Source organism: Occallatibacter sp. (genome assembly GCF_035317045.1).
Classification (GTDB): Bacteria; Acidobacteriota; Terriglobia; order Terriglobales; family Acidobacteriaceae; genus Telmatobacter.
Map to the genome: position 1 here is coordinate 83,580 of NZ_DATHHT010000040.1, position 23,536 is coordinate 107,115.

Annotated in this window: 17 protein-coding genes; 10 read left to right on the forward strand and 7 right to left on the reverse strand. The window is 59.3% G+C overall.

The annotated features are described in order from the left end of the window. Positions 1-7: 7 nt before the first annotated feature. On the forward strand, positions 8-1,156 hold the full coding sequence (locus VK574_RS19570; protein WP_472801560.1) for a lactonase family protein: 1,149 nt from the start codon (positions 8-10) through the stop codon (positions 1,154-1,156). A gap of 178 nt (positions 1,157-1,334) precedes the next feature. After that, on the forward strand, positions 1,335-3,443 hold the full coding sequence (locus VK574_RS19575) for a hypothetical protein (RefSeq protein WP_472801561.1): 2,109 nt from the start codon (positions 1,335-1,337) through the stop codon (positions 3,441-3,443). 94 nt (positions 3,444-3,537) lie between these two features. Here VK574_RS19575 and VK574_RS19580 read toward each other — a convergent pair whose 3' ends face one another. Both VK574_RS19580 and VK574_RS19585 read right to left on the reverse strand, forming a co-directional pair. Further along, entirely contained in the window at positions 3,538-4,014 is a 477-nt protein-coding gene (locus tag VK574_RS19580) for a GAF domain-containing protein (protein WP_472801562.1), read from the reverse strand. Continuing rightward, positions 4,011-4,514 (reverse strand): OsmC family protein, encoded by a 504-nt coding sequence (locus VK574_RS19585; protein WP_472801563.1) that lies wholly within the window; start codon positions 4,512-4,514, stop codon positions 4,011-4,013. The genes VK574_RS19580 and VK574_RS19585 overlap by 4 nt, the downstream gene beginning before the upstream one ends. Before the next feature lie 123 nt (positions 4,515-4,637). Here VK574_RS19585 and VK574_RS19590 point away from each other — a divergent pair, with 123 nt between their 5' ends. Continuing rightward, entirely contained in the window at positions 4,638-7,763 is a 3,126-nt protein-coding gene (locus tag VK574_RS19590) for a protein kinase domain-containing protein (protein ID WP_472801564.1), read from the forward strand. A 5-nt stretch (positions 7,764-7,768) separates the two neighbouring features. Here the strand turns inward: VK574_RS19590 and VK574_RS19595 are convergent, their stop codons facing one another. After that, positions 7,769-8,041 carry a DUF4242 domain-containing protein gene (locus tag VK574_RS19595; protein WP_472801565.1) on the reverse strand — a complete coding sequence of 91 codons (273 nt, stop codon included), beginning with the start codon at positions 8,039-8,041 and terminating at the stop codon, positions 7,769-7,771. A gap of 67 nt (positions 8,042-8,108) precedes the next feature. Here VK574_RS19595 and gluQRS point away from each other — a divergent pair, with 67 nt between their 5' ends. Beyond that, positions 8,109-9,050 (forward strand): tRNA glutamyl-Q(34) synthetase GluQRS, encoded by a 942-nt coding sequence (gluQRS, locus tag VK574_RS19600; RefSeq protein WP_472801566.1) that lies wholly within the window; start codon positions 8,109-8,111, stop codon positions 9,048-9,050. Positions 9,051-9,359: 309 nt separating this feature from the next. Here gluQRS and VK574_RS19605 read toward each other — a convergent pair whose 3' ends face one another. Next, positions 9,360-10,241, reverse strand: coding sequence for a sigma-70 family RNA polymerase sigma factor (locus VK574_RS19605; protein WP_472801567.1), 882 nt, complete (start codon positions 10,239-10,241; stop codon positions 9,360-9,362). Between the two features lie 106 nt (positions 10,242-10,347). On the opposite strand from VK574_RS19605, the gene VK574_RS19610 reads away from it, so the two are divergent. Beyond that, the gene (locus VK574_RS19610; protein WP_472801568.1) at positions 10,348-10,851 is read left to right on the forward strand and encodes a carboxymuconolactone decarboxylase family protein; all 504 of its coding nucleotides are present in this window, start codon (positions 10,348-10,350) and stop codon (positions 10,849-10,851) included. A 198-nt stretch (positions 10,852-11,049) separates the two neighbouring features. Further along, on the forward strand, positions 11,050-11,460 hold the full coding sequence (locus tag VK574_RS19615; protein ID WP_472801569.1) for a hypothetical protein: 411 nt from the start codon (positions 11,050-11,052) through the stop codon (positions 11,458-11,460). 79 nt (positions 11,461-11,539) lie between these two features. Here VK574_RS19615 and VK574_RS19620 read toward each other — a convergent pair whose 3' ends face one another. The 3 genes from VK574_RS19620 to VK574_RS19630 all read right to left on the reverse strand — a co-directional run bounded on the left by VK574_RS19620 (position 11,540) and on the right by VK574_RS19630 (position 16,068). Continuing rightward, complete coding sequence (locus tag VK574_RS19620; protein WP_472801570.1) at positions 11,540-12,445, reverse strand: pirin family protein; 906 nt, start codon at positions 12,443-12,445, stop codon at positions 11,540-11,542. A 174-nt stretch (positions 12,446-12,619) separates the two neighbouring features. Beyond that, a complete protein-coding gene (locus VK574_RS19625; RefSeq protein ID WP_472801571.1) occupies positions 12,620-13,177 on the reverse strand; it encodes a YceI family protein in 558 nt (185 codons plus the stop codon). A 134-nt stretch (positions 13,178-13,311) separates the two neighbouring features. Further along, positions 13,312-16,068: a glycoside hydrolase family 3 C-terminal domain-containing protein gene (locus VK574_RS19630; RefSeq protein WP_472801572.1), complete on the reverse strand. Its 2,757-nt coding sequence runs from the start codon at positions 16,066-16,068 to the stop codon at positions 13,312-13,314. Positions 16,069-16,212: 144 nt separating this feature from the next. Between VK574_RS19630 and VK574_RS19635 the strand changes: the two genes are divergently transcribed. The 4 genes from VK574_RS19635 to VK574_RS19650 all read left to right on the forward strand — a co-directional run bounded on the left by VK574_RS19635 (position 16,213) and on the right by VK574_RS19650 (position 23,511). Next, entirely contained in the window at positions 16,213-18,168 is a 1,956-nt protein-coding gene (locus tag VK574_RS19635) for a S9 family peptidase (protein ID WP_472801573.1), read from the forward strand. 190 nt (positions 18,169-18,358) lie between these two features. Then, the gene (locus tag VK574_RS19640) at positions 18,359-20,845 is read left to right on the forward strand and encodes an ABC transporter permease (RefSeq protein ID WP_472801574.1); all 2,487 of its coding nucleotides are present in this window, start codon (positions 18,359-18,361) and stop codon (positions 20,843-20,845) included. 148 nt (positions 20,846-20,993) lie between these two features. Continuing rightward, positions 20,994-22,214: an energy transducer TonB gene (locus VK574_RS19645; protein ID WP_472801575.1), complete on the forward strand. Its 1,221-nt coding sequence runs from the start codon at positions 20,994-20,996 to the stop codon at positions 22,212-22,214. Positions 22,215-22,278: 64 nt separating this feature from the next. Next, positions 22,279-23,511 carry a hypothetical protein gene (locus VK574_RS19650; protein WP_472801576.1) on the forward strand — a complete coding sequence of 411 codons (1,233 nt, stop codon included), beginning with the start codon at positions 22,279-22,281 and terminating at the stop codon, positions 23,509-23,511. The last annotated feature ends 25 nt before the right edge of the window (positions 23,512-23,536 follow it).

A 23,536-nucleotide genomic window follows, 5' to 3' on the forward strand; every position in this document is an offset into this window, starting at 1 on the left:
AACTAAAATGAAACGCAGTCTGCAGTTCCTTGCTTGCCTGAGTGTTGCGCTGTGTACAAACACCGTATTTGCCCAGGCCGTGGCGTACGTGTACGTTGCCAATAACCCTAAGAACAGCAGTACCAACGAAATCACCGCTTACTCCGCGGCATCCGACGGCAAACTTACGCCTGTTTTCGGATCTCCATTCCGCGAGAATGTCACCGCTTTGGCCGCTACCGGGAAGTACCTTGTCGCCGCCAACCGATCTGAACCTGTGATTGATTCCTTCACCATCGGATCCGATGGCGCCTTGCGCTTCGCAGCCTCAACGAATTACGCCAAACACACCAGCAGTGAGGAGTGCGCCGAGGCTGGCCAGCTCTTCTTCGATCACACAGGTGCAACGCTCTACATCCAGGAATACAGCTTCGATTGCGATAACACGGGCGTCACCTCATTCGCAATGAACAAACAGACTGGCGGCCTCTCCTATCTCGGAGCGGACAACATGGGTGCATTTCCCGGCATGTACAACGCGGCCTACTTCATTGGGAACAATGTCTATGCGTACTCGGCGGCCGATTCATCCTGCATGTACTACGAAATCTATGGATTCAGGCGCAGCAGCAACGGGCTCCTCGTCTCCGCAGGTGGAGTATCGAATTCACCGAAGCCGCCTCCGGATGGCGTGCAAGGTTATGTTCCGGATCTGCTGGCCGCGGACCCCGGCAACCACGTTGCTGTTCTCGAGCAGCCTGCCAACCCGCCCGACTGTGCGGCAGGACCACTGCAGCTTGCCACATACACTGCAAACTCCAGCGGCATGCTCAGCACCACCAGCACCTACGCGAACATGCCCCCAACCCTCATCGCGAATCCCTACGACATGAAGATGTCGCCCTCTGGAAAACTGGTTGCCGTTGCCGGGAAAGAGGGTCTGCAGGTCTTTCACTTCAATGGCGCCAGTCCCGTCACGCGCTTCACCGGCCTGCTGACCTCCACGCCCATCAACCAGATGTTCTGGGACAACAGCAACCACCTGTACGCCATCAGCCAGTCCGGCGGGGAGATCTACGTGTTTACCATTACCCCGGACGGCACGCATAAGACCCCCGGGTCTCCCTACTCGATCAACAGCCCCTATTCCCTCATCGTCCGCTCGCTTGCGCCGTAGCAACAGGTCTTCGCAATCAAAAGGGCCGCCCCGGCGCGGCCCTTTTGATTTCCTGTGGAAGGAGAACATTACCAAAAGCTGAGCGCATGCGAGAGTTCAACGGCCCCCCGACGCTCCCGGCGAATAAAATCACCCCATCGATACAGGACATCCCCACACGTGCGTGAGGACAAGTGCTATGAGATGCAAGATTTTACTCAGCCTGATGCTCCTCGGATCGCTATGTCTAGCAGGTTGCGGGGGTATCACCCGCACCACTACACCCCCTCCCCCCTCCCCCACCATCACCTCCGTCACCGTCTCCTGCGCCGCAGCCAGCCTCCAGCCTGGACAGACCAGCCAGTGTTCGGCAACCGTCTCGGGAACCGGCGGCTACAGTTCCAGCGTCACCTGGTCAGCAGCCTTGGGCAAAGTCTCTAGCACCGGCGTCTACACCGCTCCCGCGACCGCACCGGCCTCCGGTTCCGATACCGTCAAAGCAACTGCAACCGAGGACCCCACAAAACTGGGGACCGCAAAGATCGCCATTACCTCGCCAGCAGCACCCACAATCACAGCCGTCACCGTCTCCTGCGCCACCGCTAGCCTCCAGCCCAGCCAGACGAGCCAATGCACGGCGACCGTCACAGGAACCGGCAGCTACAGCTCCGGCGTGACCTGGTCGGCGACTTCCGGCACAGTCTCAAACACCGGCCTCTACACCGCTCCCGCGACCGCACCGGCCTCGGGTTCCGATACCGTCAAGGCAACTTCAACCGAGGACTCTACAAAACTGGGAACGGCGAAAATCACCATCACCGCCCCAGCGACACCGACAATCACCGCCGTCTCCCTCGCCTGCAGCCCAACCTCGATCACCGACACTCAAACAACGTCCTGCACTCCCACCGTCTCCGGCACCGGCGCCTTCACCAATACCGTGAATCTCTCGCTCAGCCCGGCTGCTGCTGGAACCCTGAGCAACGCGACGAGTGTCAGTTCCGGCACGGCCGTCACCTTCACTCCCGCCAATACCGGGGCAAATTCCGTTACCATCACGGCAACTTCCACAGCCGACTCCACCAAATTCCAATACGTGCCAATCACCGTGACCGTAGCGACCGCCGGCCCAAGCTGCGCCGGCATGAGCCTCGGTGACAACGCCAGTCTCAACGGCTTCCTTCCGTTCACAGCCACAACCGAGTGGAACACCGACATCTCCTCGGCTCCCCTTGACCCGAATAACACGGCGATCACCTCCGCCGCCGGATTTGCGGGCCTGCATCTGCATCACGATTGGTCTTCCGTCGCCGGAGGAAACTACGGGATCCCCTACGTCGTCGTCGATTCCAACTCAACCCCGCTGATTCCGGTCTCTGTGGTCGACTACGCAGATGAGAGTGATGTTGCCGAAGCGCCCTACCCGATCACCGCTCCGATTGAGGGCGCACCAGCAGATTGCGATGGATGGCCCGACACCTACATCGGCGATTCACACGTTCTTGTGCTCGACCGCCACGCATGCATGCTCTATGAAACGTTCAACACCCATCGCTGCAGCGGAGCATGGAGCGCATCTTCGGAAACCATCTGGGACTTGAAGAACTACGATCGCCGCCCCTGGGGCTGGACCTCCGCAGACGCAGCAGGGCTTCCGATATTTCCCGGTCTCGTGCGCTACGACGAAGTCGCTGCTGGCGCCATCAATCACGCCATCCGCTTCACCATGCAGCAAACCAAGAACGACGCCAATGGCGGCTACTTCGTCGCACCCGCAAGCCATGCAGCCGGAACAACGTACGGCGTCAGCAATATCATGGGGATGCGCATCCGCCTCAAGGCCAGTTTCGATATCTCCGGTTTCTCCACCGCAAATAAGGTGATTCTCACCGCGATGAAGAAGTACGGCATGATCCTCGCCGACAACGGCAGCTACTTCTACTTCCAGGGAGTGCCCGACCCACGCTGGGATGACGACGACCTACACAACTTCGACGCCATCCAGTCTTCCAACTTTGAAGTCGTGCAAATGACCCCATCGTTCCCGGGCTACGACGCCAACACCGCGCCCACCGGAGCAACTCCGATCATCAACAGCTTCACATCCTCCGCTTCATCCGTCGTCGCCGGAACACCCATCACCCTCACCTGGAACACAACCAATGACTCTTACGATTTCATCGACGTCCTCGGCGGAGTCAGCGGCGGAACCGTAACTACCACGCCAACCAAAACGACGACCTACACCTTGAACGCCACCAATCAATACGGCCGAACCACCATGCAGGTCACCGTCACCGTTCACTAAGCGCAAAATGTCTGCAAAATCTTTGGCAGTTCCGAAAGTTGTCAGCCGTTGTCGGAACTCGACACTTCATACGCTTCTTTCGCTTTCGGGCGAGCTACTCCACCGGATGCTCTTCAATAAACCGGCCGACAATCTTTGCCACCTCTTCAAGAAAGGCTCGATCGTCGCCGTTGAAAGCTGCGGGAGCGTGACTGTCGATATCGATTTCGCCTACTATCTTCCCGCCCGCGTAGATGGGCACCACAATTTCCGATCGAGTCTCGATTGAACAGGACAGGTAGCGGGGATCGGAGTTGACATCGTCGACGACCACAGTTTCGCCGCGCTCGACTGCCGCTCCGCAAATGCCTTCGTTGACAGGGATTCGCACATGCGGTGTAGGATCGCCGACGAAAGGTCCAACGACCAGCATTTGATCGTCTGCCGGATCGAGCATATAGAAACCAACCCAGTTGAAGTGAGCGAAGCTCCGCGCCAGACTCTCGACAATGCTCCTTTGCAGATTCTCAAGCGATATTGCGAGAGTTTGGAGAGTTCGAAATTCGTCAAGGAGGGCGCTTCGTTCGATCACCGTCGCATCCATTGGCTCTCAATCTTCGGTGGATGGAGCAACGTCTGCATCACAACACAATATTGTTCGGTCTTTGCCTGCAAAGCCTGTACCTGCTCATCCGTTGCCTGCGGAGCGCGGATGTCAAAATTGAGCCGCAAGCTCTCAAAGCCGACCGGTACTTCTTTTGATATTCCCAGCGTTCCCTTGAGGTCCAGATCGCCCTCGACGGTGACAGCTATGCTCTCTGTCGGTATACCCATGGCGCCTGCAACCATTTGGCAAGTGATCTGTGCACAAGCTGCTAACGCTCCAAGCAGGAGATCGCCAGAACACGCCCCGGTTCCCTCGCCGCCAACTCCGGCATGTGCCTGCGCGTTATAAATCGCGCGCCCCAGGTCGATAGAGCAGGCGATTGGCGCGTCCGATTCCCCACCTCGCGCGGTTAGAGTGATTCGAGAACTTGATGGATCCTGTCGGTAGCGCTCCTTGAGAGGTCGTTGCACTGAACGAAGATCCATGGCTCATCTCCAAAATCTGAGGTATTATGAGCAAACTCAGACTAACTGCTGCGGCAGTCTATCACACCCCAAGATCAATTCCATTGAATCAAGCAGCGGCCGACATCCGCGACCTCGAAACCCATGACCGAGCCCAATCAGGAAATATCAGCTTCGTCCCAACTGTCGCCCGGCGCGCGCTTCGGACATTACGAGGTTCTCAATCGGCTTGGAGCAGGCGGCATGGGCGAAGTCTATCGCGCCAGAGACACTCGCCTCGAGCGTGATGTCGCGATCAAGATTCTTTCGCTGGAGCAGTGCTGTCGACCCGAGGCCCTGGCGCGTTTCGAGCAGGAAGCACGTGCTGCTTGCGCACTGAATCACTCAAATATCGTCACCATTTACGAAATTGGGGAAGTGAATGGTGCGCGATTCATCGCAATGGAACTGGTAAATGGGGAAACACTCCGCGAACTCCTCGCTCCTGGTCCTATTCCGTTCCGCAAGGCAGTTGCACTTGCGGTGCAGATTGCGAACGCTCTTGCGAAAGCCCACGGAATTGGCCTCGTTCATCGGGACTTGAAGCCTGAGAACCTGATGATTACAGATGATGGCGTGGTAAAGATTCTGGATTTCGGTCTGGCAAAGCTACGTGTGCAAAGTCCTGCGCAAGACCCAAACGCTACTATCTCCGCCATTACCGGGAATGGCGTCGTGTTGGGAACCACTGGCTATATGTCGCCTGAACAGGCGACCGGCCGCGAAGTCGACTTCCGTTCGGATCAGTTTTCATTTGGGTCGGTGCTCTACGAAATGGTTACTGGGTTTCCTGCCTTCCGGAAAAATACCCATGCGGAGTCCATGGCGGCAGTTCTTCGCGATGAACCGGATCGCGCCAAAATGATTCAAGCACCGCCTCCTTTTCTTTGGATTGTGGAGCGCTGCATTGCCAAGGATCCTAACCAGCGCTACGCCTCCACCGGCGATTTGGCTCGCGATCTCGCCGCGGTTCGAGACCGACTCGCCGAGGCTCCCGCGCGCGAATCGCAACCCCGCATCAATAACCTCCCAACGCAACGCAACGCCTTTATTGGCCGCGAGCGCGAAGCTGCAGACCTGCGCCGGCTCCTCAGCCAGCAAGACGTGCGCCTCGTGACCCTTACCGGTCCGGGGGGTATCGGAAAAACCAGGCTCGCATTGCAGGTGGCGGCGGAAGCAGCAAATGAATTTTCTGGGGGAGTTTGCTTTGTTCCGCTGTCGTCCGTTGGTGAGCGGAGCTTGATCGTATCCACAATCGCACAAGCATTGGGCGTGCGTGAGTCCGCGAATCAGACCGTCCAGGAAGGCCTGGATGAATACGTGAGCCGTCTCGATGAATCGACGCTTCTTGTGCTCGACAACTTCGAGCATCTCGTGTCCGAAGGTTCGGTGGTGTCTCAGCTGCTCAGTGTCGGTTCAAAACTGAAGATTACCGTCACGAGCCAGGCTCCCTTGCACGTCTACGGAGAACGTGAATTTCCAGTGCCGCCACTTACGCTGCCAGACCTCAAGTCCATTCCTGCCATGGAAGTGCTTTCGCGTCTCCCCGCCATCGCGCTTTTTTTGGAACGGGCGACTGCCGTGAAGCACGAGTTTACATTGACACGGGAAAACGCTCACGCAGTGGCCGCCATCTGCACGCGCCTTGACGGCCTTCCTCTTGCCATCGAATTGGCGGCGGCGCGCATTAAGCTTCTTTCGCCATCGGATATGCTGGCACGTCTCGAGAGCCGCCTGAAACTTCTTACCGGTGGTGCTCGCGACCTGCCCACTCGGCAGCAAACACTTCGCAGTACTGTCGACTGGAGCTATGGTTTGCTCAATGCGGCTGAACAAACCTTGTTCCGGAGGCTCTCAGTCTTCAGCGGCGGTTGCACCCTTGAAGGTGTCGAATCCGTTTGCGACACAAGAGGCGATCTTGGCCTTGATGTCCTCGACGGCATGGCTTCAATGGTAGACAAGAGTCTCGCGCAGCAGGTGGCCGGAGCGGAAACGCGATTTACTCTTCTTTCCACGATCCGTGAATACGCGCTTGAACACCTTGCCGCAAGCGACGATGAGCCCGCAACACGGAGGTCGCATGCTGCTTATTATTTGGTGCTTGCCGAGGAGGGCGCACACGAGGTGACTGCGAACTCCGAATGGCTCGACCTCTTTGAGGTAGAACACGAAAACTTTCGCGCGGCGGTCGATTATCTGATTGAAGCCGGCGATGCCGATTGGAGTCTTCGCCTGGGCGCTGCACTCTTTCGTTTTTGGGAGACGCGGGAATACCTTACTGAGGGGCGGGATACGATTCACAGACTTCTCGCTCTTGAAAAAACCGCGGCCCGTCCGAAGCTTCGTGCACGTTTGCAATTCGCTACCGCGGTTTTGGCAGGGGAACAAGGTGACTTCGATTCTGCGCGACAGCTCTTCGAAGACAGCCTCGAATCCTGCGTTGAACTCAACGACAACCGCGGGGTTGCGGTCGCACTGAATGCCCTGGCTGTTCAAGCTCGCAATCGCGGAGAACTCACCGACGCGTCCTCACTCTTCGAGCGCTGTCTCGATATTTGGAAGGATATCGGCGACTTCTCCGATATAGCCAGGGCTCTCAGTAATCTCGCCAACGTAACGAAGCTACAGGGAGATTACACACGCGCCGCCGCGCTTTATGACGAGTGCCTCACCATGTTCAGGAAAGCGGGAGATGGCACCGGCGTTGCATGGACGCTCAACTATCAGGGCGACGTCGCTCGCGAGAAAGCAGACTTCGTCGCCGCACGCTCATTTTGTGAACAGAGCCTGCATGCCTTTCGCCAGTTGCGGGATTCCTGGGGAATTGCGAGCGCTCTCTCTGACTTAGCTGGCCTGAGTTACGACCAGGGCAATAATGCGGAGGCGCGCCGCCTGTACGCAGAGAGTATTTGTTTGTTCCGGGACCTGGGACACAAACGGGGTGTCGCTCGAGTGCTTGAGTGTCTCGCCGCAAGTGCCGCAGCGCAATCGAACGCGGAGCAAGCCCTGCGCTGGGCTGGCGCCGCAGCCGCCCTTCGCGAACGATTGGGCGCACCGCTTACTCCGTCGGATCAGGCCACGCTTGAAAAGGCTTTGGAATTCGCGCGTCGAACGCTGGGCAGCCCTGCGAGCCTGACGGCTTGGATGGAAGGGTGGGCTATGCCGTGGGAGCAGGCCATACAGGAGGCATCGAATTGCGAACCGGGCCCCGGTTCCAGCGCCAAACATTGATCAAATCAACCAGCAAGACTCGGATCGATCAGGCGACGTACCGCTGAGATACGATTCGCAGGAAAACCGCCGAGGCGCGCATGTTTGCGAACGGTTTCCTCGTCCGGCGCCAGGTAGACACAAAACAACTTGTCTCCCGTGACGTAACTGTGAAGCCATCTGATTTCCGGCCCCATTTCGTTGAGTACGCCAACTGATTTTTTGGCAATCTGCTGCAACTCAGCGTCCGACATGCTGCCAATGCCCGGAATCTCGCGCTCGATCACATATTGCCCCATTACTACCTCTCTGGACGGTCATGGTATCAGATATTCGATTGGCAATGCACATAGGAAACGGGACGGCGTGGGAGAGTTCGCGTCGGCTGCCTGGCATGGCTACACTGAACGTGAATTGAACCTTCACTCTTCAACGGCGGGTTTGCAGTATCGGGGCCGGCTAGCGCCTTCGCCCACGGGCTATCTGCACGTCGGGCATGCACGCACGTTCGCGACGGCCTGGCGGCGAGCGCGCGAGGCAGGCGGAGCGCTGGTGATGCGGATGGAAGACCTGGATCGGGATCGCAGCCGAGAGGAATATGCCGCGGCGGCACTTGAGGATTTGCGCTGGCTGGGGATGGACTGGGATGAGGGGCCGGATGTGGGCGGGGCGTTCGGGCCGTATGCGCAGAGCCAGCGGAGCGAAGTCTATCTGGCCGCGTGGAAGCGGTTGCACGAGGGCGGATTCATTTATCCATGCCGATGTTCACGGAAGGATCTGGCGGCAGTGAGTGCTCCGCATGAGGGGGCGGGGCAAGAACAGGATCCGGAGGATGAGCCGGTATATCCGGGGACCTGCAGGCCGTCGCGCACGGGCGAGGGTGTTTTTGAGATTTCAAGCTCAATGGCGGATGGGCCGAGCGGGATGAATTGGCGGTTTCGCGTGCCGGATGGAGAGGTTGTCGAATTTGAGGACGGCAACCTGGGAACGCAGCGATATTTGGCAGGAGTCGACTTTGGGGATTTTCTAGCATGGCGGCGCGATGGCGTGCCGAGTTATCAGTTGGCGTGCGTGGCCGATGATGCAGCGATGCGGATCACGGAGGTGGTGCGCGGGGCAGATCTGCTGAAGTCGACGGCGCGGCAAATATTGCTCAACAGCGCGCTGGGTTGCGCGGATCCAAGTTGGTTTCATTGTGAATTGAGCGTGGACGAGCAGGGGAAGCGGCTGGCGAAGCGGCACGATGCGCTGAGTATTCGGGAGTTGCGGCGGAGGAGGATGACGCAGGCGGAAATCATCAGAACTTGACTGTCACGTGGCTGCGCCGCAGAGTTGAAGATTATTCCGTTTGAAAAGTCAGCGCGGCTATGATCGTTCTACTTCGAGCTGAGACCCGCGCCGTCTTGCGCTGGCCGGAGCATCTGAGCGATCTTCCCGGAGGAACTATGAGTTTGTCTCAACCATCCTCGCCAGCGAGCTTTCAGGCGAGAATGATTCATAGTCAAGCGGAGGCGGAGATTTTCGTGCGCTTTGGCGGAAGCGGTCCAGTAGTTCTGCTGCTGCATGGATATGCGGAGAACAGTGACTCCTGGGCCCCGCTGGCAGCCGACTTGATGGTCACTTGTCGAGGACCGCAAGGTCGAGTGAAGCAAGCTGCGTGGGATCGCCGATGACGTCGATGCGGCTGATTTTTCCATTTGCAATCGTGAAGCGAAGGACGCGGAAGAGGCGTCCTCGCGGCGCAACGACAAGGCCGACGGATCCGTTGACGAGCGCAATGCGGGCGGCTCTTGCGCCTTGCGCGGCGGTGATCGCCTGCCGTGCCCAGGACTCGGCACCGCGCACTTCCGTCGGCGCGCCGGGAAGGCGCGAGACCTGATCGGAGTGGATGCGAACGTCAGGATCGAGCACCGCAACCAGCGCTTCAAAGTCCCCACTGCGTAAAGCGGCAAGAAAAGCGTCAACCACCTTTCTCTGCTGAGGGAGATTCGTGCCCGAAACCTTGCCGCCCCGAATGCGACGACGGGCGCGGCTTGCCAGTTGGCGCGCCGCGGCTGGAGTTCGACCGACGATAGAGGCGATCTCATCGAAAGGCAGATCGAACATATCGTGCAGCACAAATGCGAGGCGCTCGGCGGGGGCCAGACGATCGAGAACAACGAGTACAGCGAGACCGACCGAGTCTGCAAGGACTGCTTCCTGCTCAGGGTTTGCGATTGCTTTTCTGTGTGCGGGTGGTTGTGGCAGCTGTTCTTCGAGAGAGTCTTCGCGGCGGGAGGTGCGGGAACGGAGCATGTCAAGGCAGACGTGTCCTACGACAGTGGTCAGCCATCCGCCGAGGTTCTCGATGCTGTCAGCGTCTGTGCGGCTGAGGCGAAGCCACGCCTCCTGCACCGCGTCGTCGGCTTCAGACAACGAACCGAGCATACGATCGGCAACGGCGCGCAGCCGATCCCGGTTTTGTTCGAATCGATCGGCCGGAAATTGAGATTCGGTCATTGCTAGGATTTCCTCGGGTCAGATTCCTCGGGTCACATTTCGTCGACTGCATTCGTCATGTGATTGACGAATGAAAGCTAATCATTGTGACAAGGAGTTAATCGCTATGCAATCCCGTATCAACAATCCAGCCATGATTTTCCCCGGCCTCATCGAGACGCTGCAAGCCCTGAGCAAGATAACCGAAAAGAGTGGCTTACCACAGAAAGTACGCGAAATGGCGCACTTGCGCGCGAGCCAGATTAATGGATGCAGCGTGTGTGTCGATATGCATTGGCGGAACCTGAAACGCTCGAATGAGACCGACGAACGTGTCTTTGCGGTGGCGGCCTGGAGGGATGCCCCGTACTTTACCGATGCTGAACGCGCGGCGCTGGCTCTTACGGAGGCAGTCACCCGGTTGAGCGATCGCCCTGACCCCGTGCCGGACGAGATATGGAACGAGGCTGCGCGGCACTTCGACGAGCCAGCGCTCGCGGCGCTGGTGTTGACTATCGCAGTGATCAACTTGTGGAATCGCCTGAATGTGGCCACGCGGCAGGTGGCTGGGGAATGGCTCTCGTCGGCCGAGGCGAAGTCCTGGGTGGAAAAGGCCGTCGCTGCACGCTAAACCGAAAGTCTGCGCTCTCGTCCTCTCCCAGCGCAACGCGGAGAGGATGGGCGTGCCTATTCTTGGCAAAAGCTCAAGTTCGGGACCGCATCGGAGGCGTCGGGGTACCTGAACGAAGATGACCATTTAGGTTACCGGCGGTGACCATCCGGGGATGCCCCAAAAGTGCTATCGGTGTCAAACTCTTGATCTACGGTGATGTTCGGGCTCAAGATCGACCCTGCGCGGGACAGCGCATCGACACCGATTACTTTCCCCCAGGAGTACCCGCAGGCGATGGCAAACGACAGAAAGCAAGGCTTTTTATCTTCATTGTTCGGGAAAAGAAAGCAGACTGAACAGGAAGAGACAGCAGATCTGGAGTCGAAGCAAAGATTAGAAGCACGAATCCAGCAAATCCTTGCGGAGAAGGCTGCGGTTCCCGAACTCCGGGTGATTGAGGAGAACCACGCTGGGCCAATGCCCCAGGAAGAAGAGGCTGAAATTCCAGTGGAGCTTCTGCCGATCTCCGCGAGCGTGATCCCAATCCGCAAAGCCCCTGCTCAACCTGCCTTCGTGCTCTCGGCCTTTGAAGTTCCGCGGTCTTACGCATCGAACCAAAGGAGATGATCCGCCGCCCGCAGCGATTTGCTGGACCAGTCAAGCATGATGAAGGCCTGAATTTCAGGCCTTCATTGCTTTTGGGTATTTATTGGTGCTTGATGAACTTGCCGGTTTGCAGGTCGTGCATAGCCTGATTCAGCTCGGCCTGGGTGTTCATCACGATAGGGCCATACCACGCTACCGGCTCTTCCAGCGGCTTGCCTGAAACGAGCAGGAAGCGGATGCCCTCGGGGCCAGCCTGGACGACAATCTCGTCGCCCCTGTCAAACAAGACCAGCGAATGGTTTTTAGCGTCGTATCTCGCGGGCGCGTTGGGATCCACGGCCGACTCGGTTAAGACTGCTTTCGGATCCGAAGCGTCGCGGAAGGTGCCGGCGCCGGCGAAGACGTAGGCGAATGCGTTCCGGGTGACGTCGACTTTGATCCGGCGCAGTTTGTTGGGCGGGACGGAAATGTCCACGTAGCTCGGGTCGGCGGCTACTCCTTCGACCGGACCGCGCTTGCCCCAGAACTCGCCAACGATGACGCGGGCCTTGGTTCCGTCATCTTCCGTAACTTCCGGGATAGCTGAAGCGGGGATGTCTTGGTAACGCGGGTCGGTCATCTTTAAATGCGAGGGCAAGTTCGCCCAGAGCTGGAAGCCGTGCATGCGGCCATGGGCGTCGCCTTTGGGCATCTCCTGATGGAGGATACCGCTGCCCGCGGTCATCCACTGGACGTCGCCCGCTGTCATGCGGCCTTTGTTGCCGAGCGAGTCGCCGTGCGCGACTTCGCCTGCCAACACGTAGGTGATGGTCTCGATGCCGCGATGCGGGTGCCAGGGGAAGCCGGCGAGATAGTCCGCTGGATTCTCGTTGCGGAAATCGTCCAGGAGGAGGAACGGATCGAACTCCTTTGTTTTGCCGAAGCCGAACGCGCGCTGGAGCTTAACGCCCGCACCATCAATGGTGGGCTTGGTTTCAAGAATCTGTTTGACCGCACGAAGCGACATGGTGAACCTCCGGGTTGCTATTGATGCTTACAGATATTGGATGCGTCAGGAAGATATTCGTTGCAACAAGTATCTCTGGTCAGTGAGCAGTGATGAGTGATCAGACGCGAGGAATCACCGCATGGTGCTCGCCGTGCAATCTGTCCACTGATCACTGTTCACTGACCACTGCTCTTACGCCTTGATGAACTCGATGTCGAGGGTGATGGCGATGTCTTCGCCAACCAGCACGCCGCCAGTCTCGAGGGCTGCATTCCAGACGAGCCCGAATTCCTTGCGGTTGATCTTTGCGGTGGCGGAGAGGCCGATCCGGGTGTTGCCCCAGGGGTCTTTGCCGGGCAGGGTGGGGCCGTCGACAACAAAAGCGACGACCTTGGTAACGCCGTGGATGCTGAGTTCGCCGACGACCTCATGCTCGCCGGGGCCAGTGATGCGTACGGAAAGAGACTTGAAGTTGAGTGTGGGGTATTTCTCGGCGTCGAAGAAGTCGGCGCTCTTGAGATGCGCGTCGCGCTGTTCGTCATGCGTGCTGACGGTGGCTACTGGAATCTCAGCCTCAATCGTGGAGCGGGTGGGGTCGGATTCATCGAAAACGAGTTTGCCGCTGATTCCGGTGAACTTGCCTTTTACGTTGGAGATCATCATGTGCTTGACCTTGAACTCGGCGGCGGAGTGAGCCGGGTCGATGTTCCAGGTGGTGAGGGCGGAAGTGGTCTGGGTGGTAGTGGCCATGGGGTGGCTCCTTTCAGAAGTCTTGGATGCGGCAGGATGATAGTTGTTGCAACAAATATTTTGGAAAGTTCTGAGATCTAAGTTCGTAGCTCCAAGTTTTCGGTTGGCAGTCTTCAGTTGGCAGGACAGCGCGTCTACTGAGGTAGTTCCTTACTAGCGGTGATCGTGAAGGTTGTGGAATGGACAGTTGATGCTGCGTCGCCATCGGGTTGGGAACTGCCCAGGGAAATCTTGTAGTTGCCGGGGATTACGGCGCGGGTTCCCTTTTCATCGACTTGCGAGAGGGTGCGCGGGTCGAGGGTGAAAGTGATGTGCCGGGTTTGGCCGGGATCAAGGTGGAGGCGCTGAAAGGCTGCAAGGGCGAGCTTTGGGGCGAGCTCGGAATGCGGAGGGGCAAGGTAAAGCTCATTGACTTCGTCTCCGGCGAGCGAACCGGTGTTGTGAACATCGGCTTCGACGGTGAGTGGGTCGCCGGCTTTGAGGGTACTTGAGGCAAGTTTCAAGCCGGAGTAGGTGAAGGTGGTGTAGCTGAGGCCGTCGCCGAAGGCGTAGAGGGGCTTGCCTTTGAAGTAGCGGTAGGTGCGGTTGGCCATGGAGTAATCGTCGAAAGCAGGGAGTTGGTCGACCCCGGTGTAAAAGGTTACGGGGAGACGGCCGGCGGGATTGTTTTTGCCGCTGAGAGTCTCGGCGATGGCCTGACCGCCGGATTGGCCTGGATACCAGGCTTCGAGGAGAGCGCGGGCGTTCTGCTTGGCCCAGTTGACGGCGAGGGCGCTGCCATTGAGCAGCACGACGACCACGGGCTTGTGGGTTTTGGCGACGGCTTCAAGCATCTGCTGCTGCACGTCGGGCAATTCGATATCGGTGCGGTCGCCGCCGGAGAAGCCTTTGGCGTTTACCTTCATCTCTTCCCCTTCCAGGCGGGGGGTGAGGCCGACGAAAGCAATGACGACGTCGGCTTTCTTTGCTGCTTCGACGGCCTGATCTTGAAGGAGTTCCTGCGACGGCGTCCACTCGAATGCCAGGCCTGCGCCGGCGATGCGGCCGGTCTGAACGTACTCAATGCGAAGATCGTGCGGACGCGTGTCGGCGAAGGGAACGGCGAAATGCTGGATGGCTCCGTAATTGCGGCCCGAGGGCGGGAGCTTGTTGGTCGTCGGCGTGGGAGGAGCGACTGGCGCGAGTTGTTTGGCGTCGAGGTAGACGGCGAATTTGAGCCTGTCGCTGCATGGGAAGCAGAACGGCAGGCGGAACTGGAAATCGAGTGTTTCGGCGACAGGCGCGGCGATGGCGCCGGTCCAGCGGACTGCGAAGGCCTGTGTGGTGGTGTCGGTGGGTTGGACGGGATTGGCGAAGGCCCAGTCGAAGTCGACTTCCTTATCGATGCGAATCATCTCGGGTGCGCCGTCGAAGCCGGGGTGGGAGAAGTATTGACCTTCTAGTCCGTCCACGGTGGAATCGCCGGAGGCGCGAAGCATGGTGCGCGGGATGGGAAGTTCGCCTTCCGGAATGTAAGGCGAGCCCTGGGCGTAGACGACGTGGTCGTAGCCGAACTCCTGTTCGATGCCGTCGATGGGGAGAATGGGGTGGAGAGGGATAGCGTTGTAGTTGCCTTCGAGAGCGATGCGGGAGCCGGCGAGTGGGCCGATCACGGCGATGGTCTGGCGCTTTGCGGGATCGAGCGGAAGGAAGTGGTTTTCGTTCTTCAGGAGCACCATCGACTCACGCGCCGCGCGAAGTGCGAGGCCGGCGTGTTCGGACGAATCAACCACGGAGAAAGGAATCGAGGAGAACGGCACCTGTTGTGGAGGATCGAACATGCCGAGTTTCATCCGCGCGGTGAAGAGGCGCTTAACGGAGACGTCGAGCTGGGCCTTGGTAAGCAGGCCTTTTTGGACGGCGTCGGTGAGCTTGAGATATTCGGTGCCGCAGTCGGTGTCGGTCCCGGCGAGGATGCCTGCGGCTGAGCCCGCAGCGAAATCGGCGGAGTAGTGGTGCCCGTAGGACTCGGAGAAGTCGCCGATGGCGCCGCAGTCGGAGGTGACGAAGCCCTCGAAGTGCCAGTCGCTGCGGAGAATTTCGCCGAGAAGCATTTTGCTGGCGCAGGCAGGGACGTCGTCGATGGCGTTGTAGGAGCACATGAGGGAGTCGGCGTGGCCCTCGGTGATGGTGGCGCGGAAGGCGGGCAGGTAGGTGTCCCAGAGATCGTGGGGGGTGGGGTCGATGTTGGCCTTGTGGCGCGTGGACTCGGGTCCGCTGTGGACGGCGTAATGCTTGGGTGTGGCGATGGCGCGGAAGTAGTGGGGATCGTCGCCCTGGATGCCTTCAACGAAGGCGGTGCCGAGGCGGCCGGTAAGAAAGGGATCTTCTCCGTAGGTTTCCTGGCCGCGTCCCCAGCGTGGATCGCGAAAGATGTTGATGTTGGGCGACCAGATGGTGAGGCCGAAGTAGCGATCGTGATTGTTGTGGGCGATGGCGTCGTTGTATTTCGCTCGAGCTTCTGTCGAGACGACCTCGCCGATCGCGTGGACGAGGGGCGCGTCCCAGGTGGCGGCGTTTCCGATGGCCTGCGGGAACATGGTGGCGTAACCGGAGCGCGCGATGCCGTGGAGTCCTTCATTCCACCAGTTGTAAGCGGGGATGTCGAGGCGCGAGATTGGCGCGGCGCGATCGATGACCTGAGAGACTTCTTCTTCGAGGGTGAGGCGGGAGATGAGGTCGTCGACGCGTTTGTCGATAGGGAGAGATGGATCGCGAAAAGGCATGGCGGCAGCGGCTTTGATCTGGTCCTCGGTAGGCGGAGGCGGCGCGGGTGATTGCGTTGGAGCTTGAGCAGCTACGGCAAGTGGGAGCAGGAATGCAAAAGCAAGAACGGCTGGATGCAGACGCATGAGGATCATTCTCCGAAAAGCCATAGTAAGGCTCGCGGGTGATGGTCACAAAGAAGTAGCGGGGACTCTAAGCATGCAAAATACAATTCAGATGGATTGGTTCCCCGTTGGACCTTATCGATGGACATAAGGAGGGATCCGGAGATGTGGACTCGAGTAGAGAGGTTTGCGTTTTTATGGATGGTATTTGCCTTTGCGGCAGCGGCGGCAATCGGGCAGGCGAAACCGGCACGCGGACCGTTTACGCCGAAGGACTGGGCGGGGTTGCATAGCGCGCATGCGGCGGCGGTGAGCGGGAACGGAACGATTCTGTACAGCGTCGGGTTTGGGGCGGAGAAGGGGCCTACGCATACGGAGTGGTGGACAATTGATGCGGATGGAAACGGTGCGAAGAGGCTTGAAGTGCCGGAGAGTTTTCATCCCATGGGTTTCACGCGCGATGGGCAAGGGCTTTACGGCGGATGGAAAGTGAATGACCATCAGCAGTTTGCCATCTTCGCGCTGAAGGACGGCAAGCTTGCCTCGGCGCCTACGGTAATCGCGGTGTTGCCGCGCGGCGTAGGCTCGGCGAGTCCATCGCCGGATGGGAAGCGGTTTGCGATGACGGCCGATCCGCGGGAGCCCGATCCAAAGGATGCAGTGCGGCATGTGCAGGAGCCGGAGGAGACGAGCCTCTACGTGGTGAACGCGGACGGGACGGGCGGCGCGTGGTGGTGCAGGGATCTGAAATACATTTCGGGAACGATCACGGTGGGCGGGGGCGCGAGCGCAGCGGCGTGGAGCACGGATTCGCAATCCCTTGCGGTGTTGTCTCAGGTGCCGCGGATCGGGCATCACGAAGCGGGCTCGACCATCGATGTTTGCAGCGCGTCGGGAACCAAGCATGTGACAGATGTTGCAAACTCGGTGAATGGGATTGCGTGGTTGAACGGAGGCAAAGATCTTGCATTTCTCTCGACGAAGTCGCTGGTGTTGACGCCGGAGCATGTATGGACGGCGCCTGCGGCCGGGGGAACGGCTGAGGATCGGACGCCGGATTTGAATGCGACGGCGGTGCAGTTGGCGAGCGATGCGAGGGGTCGCGTGTGGGTGTCAATGAATCGCGGCGTGCGCGGTGAGGTGGATGAATTTCGCGATGGCGCGCTGAAGACGGCATATCGCTGGCCGGATGGAGCGGTGCGCGGCACGCCGGTGGAGAGCGAGTATGCGAGCGCAAGCGAGCATTTGGCGTTCACGGTGAGCGATCCGACGCATGTGGGAAATGTGGCCGTGGCGGATGGCGATCATCTGCACATGATCACGCATGAGGGCGATGAGCAGCTGGCGGCGCTTGAACTTGGACCGGTGGAAGTGGTGCAGTGGAAGAGCAAGAGCGGGATTGCACTCGAAGGCATCGCGACGTTTCCCGCCGGGTATGAAAAAGGAAAGAAATATCCGTTCCTCGTGCTGCCGCATGGAGGGCCCGAGGCGAACGATGAACTGGTCTTCGACGCGTTTTCGCGCACTGTCGCCGGATTAGGTTACGTGGTGCTGCAGCCGGAGTATCGGGGATCGACGGGATACGGTGCGGAGTTTCTGGCGGCGATTTACCAGCACTTCGGGGATCGCGCGTATGAGGATGTAGACAGTGCGACGGATTTCGCAATCGCGCAAGGCTGGGCCGATCCGAATCGTCTGGCGATCTTCGGATGGAGCGCAGGCGGGTTCATGACGTCGTGGACCGTGACGCAGACACACCGCTACAAGGCGGCGATCGAAGGCGCGGGGATTACTGATTGGGGGCCTTTCCTTTGGACGAGCGATATTTCGCAGGTCGACTACGACGCGCGATGGACTGACGAGGATCCGTCGGCGTTCAGCAAGTTTTCGGCGGTGTATTTTGCGAAGAATGTCACCACGCCGCTGCTGATTCTGCACGGTGAAGCGGACCAGCGGGTGCCGACATTCCAGGGAACGGAGTATTTCCAGCTTCTTGCGGCGCGGGGTAAGACTGTTCGGATGGTGACCTATCCGGGGTCGCCGCACTTCCCCATTCTCTGGGAGCAGCGGCTGGACGTAATACACGAGTTGTCAGACTGGCTGGCAAAGTACAACAAGTAGCCTGGTCGTTTTTTTTGGATTTGTCAGGTTTCAGACGATAGCTTAGGCCGTGTGCGCTGGGCAGCCGGTGCTGAATTTGAGGACTGAGCAAGCGGCACACATCAATTTTGACGGATTTGTGTATCGGAATTGGAACCGCGCCTGGAGGAATTCCGTCATACTTCTTGTCTCTCTTCCCGGAGGTCTTCGAATGCAGAACTTCATATATGACTTGCGATATGCCATGCGGCAGTTGCGCAACACGCCTGGAATGGCGTTGCTGGCGATCTTGACGCTGGCGTTGGGCGTGGGTGCGAACACGGCCATCTTCACCGTCATCGACAGCGTTCTGCTGCGGCCGTTGCCGTATACCCATTCTGACCGGCTGGCGTTTATCGGGCCCGGGGGAGACAAGCCGAGCTTCGGCTCGACGTCGTGGCTGAATTATGCCGATGTTCATGCACAGTCAAAACTGATGGAAGACACGGCCGGATATGCCGAAGATGTGAGCGTGCTGCAGGCGCGGGATACTTCGACCAGCGTGGTGGCGCCGCGCGTGACCACGAACCTGTTCGCGATGTTGGGTGAGCATCCGCTGCTGGGGCGCACGTTCGAGGCTGCCGAGGGACAAACGGGGGGGCCCGCAGTCGTGCTGCTGTCAGAGGGGTTGTGGCGGGATACGTTCCATGCCGATCGCAATGTCGTGGGCCAGGTGGTGAAAATCGGCGGAAGGCCTACGACGGTGGTGGGCGTGATGCCGGCCAGTTTCAGCTTCCCCGATAATATGGGTCCCGACCTTGGGAAAGGTGTTTGGCTTCCGATTCAGCCGACGCAGGAGATGCTCACGCAGCGCGGGTATCACTTCTTCAGCATGGCCGGAGTGATGCGGCCCGGGGTAACGATCGCGCAGCTTCAGCAGGAAGTGAACGCAATTGCCGCGCGGATTCCGCACGAGCACAGCGACACTCCAGTTACATTTCGCGTTGATCCCTATCAGGAAGTGTTGACGGGGCCGGTGCGCCCCGTGCTGTTTGCGCTATTGGGAGCGCTGGGTCTGGTGCTGCTGATCGCATGCGCGAATGTTTCGAATCTGCTGATTGCGCGGGCGCTGGGACGGCAGCAGGAGTTTGCGGTACGCGCAGCACTGGGTGCCGGCAGGACGCGCCTGATCGTGCAGATGCTGTCGGAAGGGTTGTTGCTGAGCCTGCTTGGGTGCGGCGTCGGCGTTGCGCTGGCGGAGTTGGCGATGTTGGGAATCCGCAAGCTGCCAAATGACACGATTCCGCGTGCCGATTTGATTGCGATTCACTGGACGGTGTTGCTGGTGCTGGCGGGGATTGCGGCGCTGACGACGGTGCTGTCGTCGCTGCTGCCTGCGTTGCTGGTGGCGAAGGCGAATCCGCAGAGCGCGTTGCAGGCGGCGTCGCGGGGAGTCGGATCGAAGTCAGTGGGCGGCAAACTGGCCGGATGGCTGGTGGCCGGCGAGGTTGCTCTATCAACGCTGCTGCTGGTGGGGACCGGGTTGTTGTTCCGGACGTTGTGGAACCTGGAGCAGTCGCGGTTGGGATTCGAGACGGCGCACATCACCACGTTTTCGGCGATGCCGGCGGATGCAGCGGGATTCTCCGGAATGGAGGTTTCCACGGATACGCAGAACGCGCCGACATCGGTGGCGATGACGACGTATGAGCCGGTGCTGGAGCGGATCAGGCAGGTACCGGGCGTGGAAAGCGCAGCGCTGGCAACGTCGCCGCCGCTGTCGGGCATGGATCTGCACTCGAGCTTCGACATTCTCGGACAGGCCAAGGATCCTGCGAACAAGCCGGAGGCGCGGGTGACGGCGGTGAGTGGGGACTATGCGCGCGCGCTGGGTACGCCTATTGTGAGCGGGCGGATGATCGGGGACGGAGATGCGCTGACGAGTCCATTTGTGGCGGTAGTCAACGAGGAACTGGCAAAGAAGTATTTTGCCGGCAAGGATCCGCTGGGCAAGCAGATCAATCTGGGCGGCAAAGACACAGGGATGATCAAGCCATACACGATTGTGGGCGTGCTCGCGAACCAGGTTGACTCGAGCGTGGGCGGAGCAGTGCAGCCATTGGTGATGCTGTCGCAGCAGCAGATTCCGACGACATCGCTGTTCTACCAGGCATTGCTGAAGACGATCGTGACCTATGTTGTGAAGACGCGCGGGGACATTCCGGTTGCGCAACAGATGCGATCGGTCTTCCACCAGCTTGCGCCGGCGTTCGCGCTGGATAATTTCCAGACGATGCAGGAGGCGGTGGACAAGAACACTTTCAGTCAGCGATTGGGCCTCTACCTGGTGGGATCGTTTGCGGGGCTGGCGATCGCGATGGTGATCGCGGGATTGTACGGCGTGCTGTCGCAACTGGTGAGTTATCGGCGGCGCGAAATCGGGGTCCGCATGGCGCTGGGCGCGACGCGCGGAAGTGTAGCCACGCTGGTGCTGCGGCAGGGATCAATCCTGATCGGGGCAGGGCTCGTTGTGGGGCTGGTGCTGGCAGTCGCAACGGGGCGGTTGATCAAGGGCTTCCTGTATGAGGTGAAGCCGCTGGACGCAAGCACGTATCTCGCGGTTGCGGTTGCGCTGACGGCGATCGGGTTGGTGGCCGCACTGATTCCGGCGCGCAGAGCCGCGTCGATCCAGCCGATGCAGGCGCTGCGGGACGAATGATGATGCAGAGATTAGGGAATAGAACCGGGGACTAGGGGGCAGGGAGTAACAGGTCCTATTGCGTCGGTCATGCCATCGTCAGGTTGCGACGCCTCTTTTTCGCTTGGAAGTGTAAGATGGTGAATCGAAAAAGTTGAGGCCTGACTGGATGCCTGTCTTCTCTCCTGCGAAGAGCCGAAGAGCTCTCGTTGCCATGCTCATCTGTTCCACGCCTTGTGTGTTTGCCCAGCCGGGACCGCCTCAGGATGGACAAAATTTTAGCGATGCGCATCCGGTTCTGGCGACTTCGAAGATCAGCGAGCTGGCACACCGGGTGATGGAAGCCGGAGTGAAGGCGAATGCGCTGGCCGGTGACGATCTGAAGCCATGGCACATGAAAGTGGATTTTCAGGTGATACCCCTGGGCGCAAAAAAGCCGGTGAACGGCACGATGGAAGAGTGGCACCTCGGCCCAAGCCGGTGGGCTCGTACCTTCAAGAGTCCGGAACAGCGATTGACGGGCAGCCAGTGGAGTGTTGCCGAGACGGAGCAGTATCAGAGCAAGCCGAACAAGGTGGGATTCGATCATCGTTTGCTGGTGCTGCGAGTTGCACGGCCGGTGATCGATCCGCTCTACCAGACCGCCAACATCAAGCCCGAATACGAGATGGATGTGAAGCGCGTGACAACGACGGGCGTCAAGCTGAATTGCGTTTCCGTGATCGATCCGCAGCGCTATGCGGACCAGGCGAATCCGGACTGGCTCTTCCCCACGATGTGCTTCGACAGCGAATATCATTTGCGGCTGACTGCGGCGTCGGACACAACGGTACAGTTTGAGGATCTGCAACCGTTTGAGGGGCAGATGGTGGCGCGTGACGTTAAGGTGGTCTTCAATGGCGCGCTGATCGCGGAGATGAAGGTGACGCTGCTGGAATCGTTGGGGGAGGCGAGCGGAGACCTGGTGAAGCCCGCGAAGGATTCGATTCCCGAGCCGTATACGATCGAGCCGGGGCGTCCGAAGCCGGTTTCTATACATGAGGTAGGCGCTTCAGTTCCCATACAGCCGAATGGGTTTCCGTTTCGCGGAAGCTTTCCGATTCCGATCACCATCCACAAGGATGGGACGGTGAAGGCCCGGAATGAAGACACGTCGCCCTGGAGCCAGGAACTGAAGGATGCGCTGGTGAGGGCTATCGACAAGTGGAAATACAAGCCGTACCTTGTGAATGGACAGCCGGTCGATGTTGCATGGACTGTTGTGTACATCATCGACGGCAAACCGTTTGTGCCGTCGTATGAGCGGACAGAGCCGCAGGTGGCACCCGCGCAGCAGGACAGCCCACCGGGTTCGAGCCCGACTGTGGCACGGAGACGATACGGGCATTAGAACGCGAATTCATTTAGCAGCAAAGCCGGTTCTTTGGACGTAGAAACGCGATAGACTTTGCGCAATGGTCCCTGCAAGGTTTCCGGGAGTTGGCTTCCTGCGCGTACTATTCGTCGCCGCCTCGTGCGTGACATGGAGCGCAGCGGCTGGGCAACAACCGGGCGGTGTGAATCCATCCCACGGCTTCGCGCCCGGCGCGTGCGGTCCTGCTGATCCTGCGTATATTCGCACGGCAAACGAAACGGGCGGAGTGCCGCTCTTTCTCCAGCGGACCGAGGCAGGCAAAGCGATGCAGCTGATGCGCGAGTCGACGCGCGAGAATGTGTCGATGGTGCTATGGGCCTCGGCCAAGCTGAACGGCGGGATGCAGAAGTTCGACATTCCCGTGGACTCCACGACGGAGCGAATCACGTTCACATTCTCAGTGGATACGAAAGGCAGCAGGCTTGTGCTGCGGGGACCGAATGGGCAGGCGGTTGGGGAGGGCGCAGTCCGCACCGAGGATACTGAGTTGAACTGCGGACGCCTGATTACGGTAGAGAAGCCGCAAGCGGGAAACTGGCGGGCGGAAGTGAGCGGGAGCGGCACGTTCTGGCTGCAGGCGCAGGCGCAAAGCGACATCTACTTCATCAGCGCTGAATTTGTGAAATTGGGCGGGCGGCCGGGACATGAGGGACTCTTCAGGATTCAGGGGCAGCCACTGATGGGCGAGCCTGCAACTTTGCAGGCGTCGTTGTCGGCCGCGGATGCGAAGACGACGGAGTTTTCGTTTGTAAGCGAACGAGGAGAAATCTTGCAGAAGCTGCGCATGAAAGCGTCGGATAACGATCGGGAGTTTCTGGAGTTTACGGGCGAAGTTGCTCTCCCGGATGTGCCATTTCGTCTTTCGGTGAGCGGGCGAGACACGAAAGGAATGCAATTTCAAAGATTCCATGGTCCACTTTTTCATGCGGAGAGCGTGGAGGTAGCTTCAAAGTTGAATTTTGACGAACTTGCGCCGGGTGCGACGCGTGAGGCAGTCTTCGCTATCCGGAACCTGGGGCCTGCGCGGAGTTTCAAGGTTACGGTGACGGATGCGCATCGCTTCGTAACCGCAGTTGAGCCGCACGAGTTGACGATCGGCACGCACCAGACGACTTCACTCAAGGTGACATTGACGGTGCCGCCGGGGATTGCGAAGAGCACTGGAGATGATGTGGTTGTGCTGGTGTCGAGCACTACAGGGACTGCTACGACGAATGCCGCGGTCGTGCGCCTGACCGTGACCGACAGCGCGCAGGGACAGCCGCAGCACTGATTGCGATCGAGAGATGGAGAACTGG

Bases quoted from the DNA above. Each gene is read 5' to 3' on its own strand.
- VK574_RS19570 (WP_472801560.1), top strand. From the start codon at position 8: ATGAAACGCAGTCTGCAGTTCCTTGCTTGCCTGAGTGTTGCGCTGTGT.
- VK574_RS19575 (WP_472801561.1), top strand. From the start codon at position 1,335: ATGAGATGCAAGATTTTACTCAGCCTGATGCTCCTCGGATCGCTATGT.
- VK574_RS19585 (WP_472801563.1), bottom strand. From the start codon at position 4,514: ATGGATCTTCGTTCAGTGCAACGACCTCTCAAGGAGCGCTACCGACAG.
- VK574_RS19590 (WP_472801564.1), top strand. From the start codon at position 4,638: ATGACCGAGCCCAATCAGGAAATATCAGCTTCGTCCCAACTGTCGCCC.
- VK574_RS19595 (WP_472801565.1), bottom strand. From the start codon at position 8,041: ATGGGGCAATATGTGATCGAGCGCGAGATTCCGGGCATTGGCAGCATG.
- VK574_RS19605 (WP_472801567.1), bottom strand. From the start codon at position 10,241: ATGACCGAATCTCAATTTCCGGCCGATCGATTCGAACAAAACCGGGAT.
- VK574_RS19610 (WP_472801568.1), top strand. From the start codon at position 10,348: ATGCAATCCCGTATCAACAATCCAGCCATGATTTTCCCCGGCCTCATC.
- VK574_RS19615 (WP_472801569.1), top strand. From the start codon at position 11,050: ATGTTCGGGCTCAAGATCGACCCTGCGCGGGACAGCGCATCGACACCG.
- VK574_RS19620 (WP_472801570.1), bottom strand. From the start codon at position 12,445: ATGTCGCTTCGTGCGGTCAAACAGATTCTTGAAACCAAGCCCACCATT.
- VK574_RS19625 (WP_472801571.1), bottom strand. From the start codon at position 13,177: ATGGCCACTACCACCCAGACCACTTCCGCCCTCACCACCTGGAACATC.
- VK574_RS19630 (WP_472801572.1), bottom strand. From the start codon at position 16,068: ATGCGTCTGCATCCAGCCGTTCTTGCTTTTGCATTCCTGCTCCCACTT.
- VK574_RS19635 (WP_472801573.1), top strand. From the start codon at position 16,213: ATGTGGACTCGAGTAGAGAGGTTTGCGTTTTTATGGATGGTATTTGCC.
- VK574_RS19640 (WP_472801574.1), top strand. From the start codon at position 18,359: ATGCAGAACTTCATATATGACTTGCGATATGCCATGCGGCAGTTGCGC.
- VK574_RS19645 (WP_472801575.1), top strand. From the start codon at position 20,994: ATGCCTGTCTTCTCTCCTGCGAAGAGCCGAAGAGCTCTCGTTGCCATG.
- VK574_RS19650 (WP_472801576.1), top strand. From the start codon at position 22,279: ATGGTCCCTGCAAGGTTTCCGGGAGTTGGCTTCCTGCGCGTACTATTC.